We start from the raw sequence: 4,342 nt of genomic DNA on the forward strand, positions 1-4,342 counted from the left end.
CCGGAAATACCTTGTGCATCACCGGCAATGGGTGAGGGCGGCAGAGTTTTATGGAGGACACCGATCTGCTCTGGGGACATCATGGGTATGGACTTCAGGATGTCTTGGAATTGCTGAGGTTTCATGGCTGGAACTCCACTTTACACGACAATTCTCATGCTCAGGGAGTATAGACCATGTTAGCAACATTTAATTTGAACAGCGCCGACGGTCAAAATTCCAGACAGCCTTAAGAGGGTTTCTTAAGGACAAAGACACGAGTCAGATTTTGCCTGCCCTGGCCAGTGCTTCCATCAGCCGACGATGACTTGAGACTTTCAGACTAACTTGGTCGGCCTGGCTGATCAAGAACTCGTTGATAAAGCCAAGCTCGGTTTCCCTGCCCAGCCGGACATCCTGGCAGGTGGAAGAAATATTGGCGGAGGTAATACGGCAAACATGGTAAACCGTTGCTGCCAGTTTCTCCGGATTCTGATCCAGAGAGGGCTGACAGACTTCCAGCACCTGTGATGTTTCTTCAATGAGCTGGTCCAGCCAGCCCTGCTTTTGACCCTGGTCCAGCAGTTCTCCGTTTTTGCAGTTGAACAATGCGGTCAGGCCATTGATGCAGCTATTGACGGCCAGTTTCTCCCAGAGTTTCTGCTCAATGGGAGTGATGACCTGAACCTTGAGGTGAAAGGCTCCCAGCAGATCTTCAAAACCGGGATGCTCTCCCGGAGCGAAGGCTTCAGGTGATGACTCCAGTGGACCGATGAAGGTGTTGCCACGCCCGGCATGCACCACGTCGAAAGGGGCTTTGAGGTATGCCCCATCGGTGCTGGAACCGGCCCAGACAGAATGTCCTGGTAAAGTCCTGGCTATGGACTGCTGGCTTCCCATGCCGTTTTGAAGAAGCAGGATACGACAGTGTTTCGAAAGGTGTCTTTTAATGCTGGTAACGGCGGCCAGTGCATCCTGAGCTTTGGTTGCCACGACCAGGTGAGAGATCGGCAGGTCTCCTCCCAGAGCCTTCAGGGAGGAAGGCGAGTCAATGGCTACTCTGTACTGCTCCTGGCCGGATTCCGTGGATAGCTTGATTTTGATGGAAGGATGTGTGCATTGAGAGCTGACCTGTTGATAGCGTTGTTCCCTGAGAATCAGCCGGACCAGGCGGCCCATTTTGTACAGACTCGCGGCCCAGAGGCAGCCAATACTGCCTGCTCCCAGAACATGCCATACCGGTTTGTTAGTGAGGGGCTCTGTTTCTGCCCCTCGGTGCTCAAGTGTCAGCAAAGAGTGAGTGGGAGATGGTTTTTTTTCCATGGGTGGAGAATGGCTGCCTCATGACGACGGCACGAGTCTATCACTGGATGCCTATACTCAGACAGTGCCCTGGTGAAAATCAGTTTCAGGGCGGACTCCTTAATCCTGTTTGTTCTGAGGAACGACTCTTTTCCAACCCCCATTCATCTGGAGAGAAGCGCCATGAGCCATACCTATAAATTAACCGAAGTGGTGGGCAGTTCAACACTGAGCAGCGATGACGCCATTCGTAATGCCATTGCCACGGCCAGTCTGACATTGAAAAACCTGGGCTGGTTTGAAGTGGTGGAGCAGCGGGGGCATATTGAGAATGGGGAAATTGCCCACTGGCAGGTGACGGTGAAAATCGGTTTCCGGCTGGAGGAGCATAAAGGGAAGTCTTGAGCGTATTGCCCTATTGATCTGATGAAGTTTCTGACAGCCTTTCATTCAGCCGGGGCTCACATCAAAACCGCGCCAACCTGGAAAATGCATGTTTGAGGGGGCTTGCTTTGGTGCGGTTTAGTTGCATTCCTAGTGACAGTCCCGGTTAAAATAGTGGTCATCAGATTTTTCAAGGAGATCACCCCTAATGCCTTCTTTTGATATTGTCTCAGAAGTGGATATGCATGAGCTGTCCAACTCCATTGACCAGGCCAATCGTGAATTGACCACCCGCTATGATTTCAGAGGCGTGGATGCCAGTTTTGCAAAAAGCGGCGACAATCAGATTGTTCTAGCTGCCGATGCCGACTTTCAGCTGGCGCAGATGGTGGAAATGCTGAAGACCAAAATGGTTAAGCGTGGCATTGATGTCAAATGCCTGGAAGTAAAGGAGCACTACGGTTCTGGTAAGCAGGTCAAGCAGGATGTCGTGGTTCGTCAGGGACTGGATAAGGAGCTGGCCAGAAAGGTGGTGAAGCTGATTAAGGAAGCCAAGTTGAAAGTCCAGGCCGCTATTCAGGGAGAACAGGTGAGGGTGACTGGCAAAAAAAGGGATGACCTTCAATCGGCTATTTCGCTTCTCCGTGAGGCTGATCTGGATATGCCACTGCAATACAACAACTTTCGGGATTAAAGGTTTCGCCATGGCCAGCAGCTGTTTTCATCAGAGGATGGGAACAGCTGTTTTCGTTCGCTATGGGCATTTGTGGATACTTCCAGGGGGAACGGCCCATGGATAAAAAACTCAGCAAAATACTCAGGAAAGCCTAAGCTGAAACCTTTGTGAGTCAGTGGTCTGAAGCCTGAAAGCCAAAACCCGCTCTTAACCAATAATGGAGAATGCCCAATGGGTTTAACTGCACAGCACGATAAAAGCTGGGGGGAGGCCTGCAGAAGTTTTTTTCATCGCAAGGTGGTCGCGCTTCTCTTTCTGGGGTTTTCAGCGGGACTGCCCATTCTGCTGATTTTCAGCAGCCTGTCCCTCTGGCTGCGTGAGGCGGGGGTGGATCGAAGTGCTGTGACTTTCTTCAGCTGGGCGGCTCTGGGCTATTCCTTTAAATTTGTCTGGGCACCCCTGGTGGACCGGATTCCTGTTCCCTGGCTGACCCGCCTGCTGGGGCGTCGCCGTTCCTGGCTACTGGTGTCACAGGCAGCGGTGATTGGGGCTCTGCTGTTTATGGCGGCCAATAATCCGGTGGATGGACTTTTCTGGGTCGCCATAGGAGCGGTGATGCTGGGTTTTTCCTCTGCTACCCAGGATATTGTGATTGATGCCTATCGTATTGAAGCCGGTGACAAGGACCTTCAGGCCATGATGTCATCGGCCTATATCGCCGGTTACCGGATCGGCATGCTGGTGGCCGGAGCAGGAGCCCTGGCCCTTGCCAGCTGGTTCACGGTGACGGATGCCGGTACTTACGATTATCAGGCATGGGCTTCGGCGTACCGTTGCATGGCTGTTTTCATGTTGATTGGTGTATTGACGACCCTGATGGTTTCTGAGCCTGACTCTCTATCAGGCAGTTCATCGGAATACCGGACCAGTGACTATCTGAGATTTCTGTTGTTGTTTGCTCTGGCTGCAGGTGCGTTTGTCTTTGGCTTTATACAGCTTTCCCCCCTGGTTGCCGGATTGAAAAGTACGCTGAGTGAAGCAGGTCTTTCTGCCCATGTGGCCGGTTTTATTTCAGGGACCACTCGTCTTCTGGGCAGTGTGCTCGTCGCCGGTATCGTGGCATGGCTGTTGATCAGGCTTCACCTGGCCCCCCGGGCCATGGTCAGGGAAACCTACATTGCGCCCTTTACGGATTTTTTCCAGCGCTATGGCAAGCTGGCTCTGTACATTCTGTTACTGGTTGGTACCTATCGTATCGCAGACATTGTCATGGGAACCATCTCCAACGTGTTTTATAACGACATGGGGTATACCAAGGATCAGATTGCCACGATCAGTAAATCGTTCGGATTGGCCATGACCATTGCCGGAGGCTTTCTTGGCGGTTTGCTGGCGGTCCGTTATGGGGTGATGAGAATATTGTGGCTGGGCGCTCTGCTGGCCGCGCTATCCAATGTCCTGTTTGCTTTTCTTGCCAACCTTGAGCCTTCCAGCCTGTATTTAAGCCTGGTGATTGCTGCAGATAACCTCAGTGGTGGACTGGCTTCCGCCGCTTTTGTGGCTTTTCTGTCCAGTCTGACCAACCGGGCATTTACCGCCATGCAATACGCTATTTTCAGTTCGCTGATGACATTGCTGCCGAAACTTCTGGCGGGGTACTCCGGTACTTTTGTTGATGCACTGGATTACCCTGCCTTCTTTATTGGCTCCGCTATTCTTGGCTTGCCAGTGTTGCTTCTGGTGTCGTATGTTGGGCGATTGATGGTTGACCAGGATGAGCCTGAATAAATAAGTGATATGGTGTCAGGAAAATAAAAAAGGTCACTTAGGCGGCGTTATCATCTAACCGTTCAATCATATTGCTGGAAACCAGGCCGGAAAGGCAGCTGATAGTGAGCTAAAGTATGTGAATTTGGTTTGCTATGGCTCGCACAGTACTCAAAGATGATCAATGGGATCGGATCAAAGACATGTTACCAGGCAAGGCCTCTGATCCCGGAC

Annotated in this window: 4 protein-coding genes; 3 read left to right on the plus strand and 1 reads right to left on the minus strand. The window is 51.7% G+C overall.

Going from position 1 to position 4,342, the window contains the following annotated elements; genetic code table 11:
- Nucleotides 1–261: 261 nt before the first annotated feature.
- A complete protein-coding gene (locus ACNRUY_RS25850) occupies nucleotides 262–1,302 on the minus strand; it encodes a 2-dehydropantoate 2-reductase (RefSeq protein ID WP_488114547.1) in 1,041 nt (346 codons plus the stop codon).
- 162 nt (nucleotides 1,303–1,464) lie between these two features.
- On the opposite strand from ACNRUY_RS25850, the gene ACNRUY_RS25855 reads away from it, so the two are divergent.
- From ACNRUY_RS25855 to ACNRUY_RS25865, 3 genes are all read left to right on the plus strand, one after another.
- Nucleotides 1,465–1,686, plus strand: coding sequence for a dodecin (locus ACNRUY_RS25855; RefSeq protein WP_488114548.1), 222 nt, complete (start codon nucleotides 1,465–1,467; stop codon nucleotides 1,684–1,686).
- A gap of 187 nt (nucleotides 1,687–1,873) precedes the next feature.
- Nucleotides 1,874–2,359: a YajQ family cyclic di-GMP-binding protein gene (locus ACNRUY_RS25860; protein ID WP_488114549.1), complete on the plus strand. Its 486-nt coding sequence runs from the start codon at nucleotides 1,874–1,876 to the stop codon at nucleotides 2,357–2,359.
- 213 nt (nucleotides 2,360–2,572) lie between these two features.
- Entirely contained in the window at nucleotides 2,573–4,129 is a 1,557-nt protein-coding gene (locus ACNRUY_RS25865) for an AmpG family muropeptide MFS transporter (protein ID WP_488114550.1), read from the plus strand.
- Nucleotides 4,130–4,342: the final 213 nt, after the last annotated feature.

The organism is Endozoicomonas sp. Z74 (assembly GCF_057680865.1).

Excerpts from the sequence above, each read along its gene's own strand:
- ACNRUY_RS25850 (WP_488114547.1), bottom strand. The coding sequence starts at position 1,302 with ATGGAAAAAAAACCATCTCCCACTCACTCTTTGCTGACACTTGAGCAC.
- ACNRUY_RS25855 (WP_488114548.1), top strand. The coding sequence starts at position 1,465 with ATGAGCCATACCTATAAATTAACCGAAGTGGTGGGCAGTTCAACACTG.
- ACNRUY_RS25860 (WP_488114549.1), top strand. The coding sequence starts at position 1,874 with ATGCCTTCTTTTGATATTGTCTCAGAAGTGGATATGCATGAGCTGTCC.
- ACNRUY_RS25865 (WP_488114550.1), top strand. The coding sequence starts at position 2,573 with ATGGGTTTAACTGCACAGCACGATAAAAGCTGGGGGGAGGCCTGCAGA.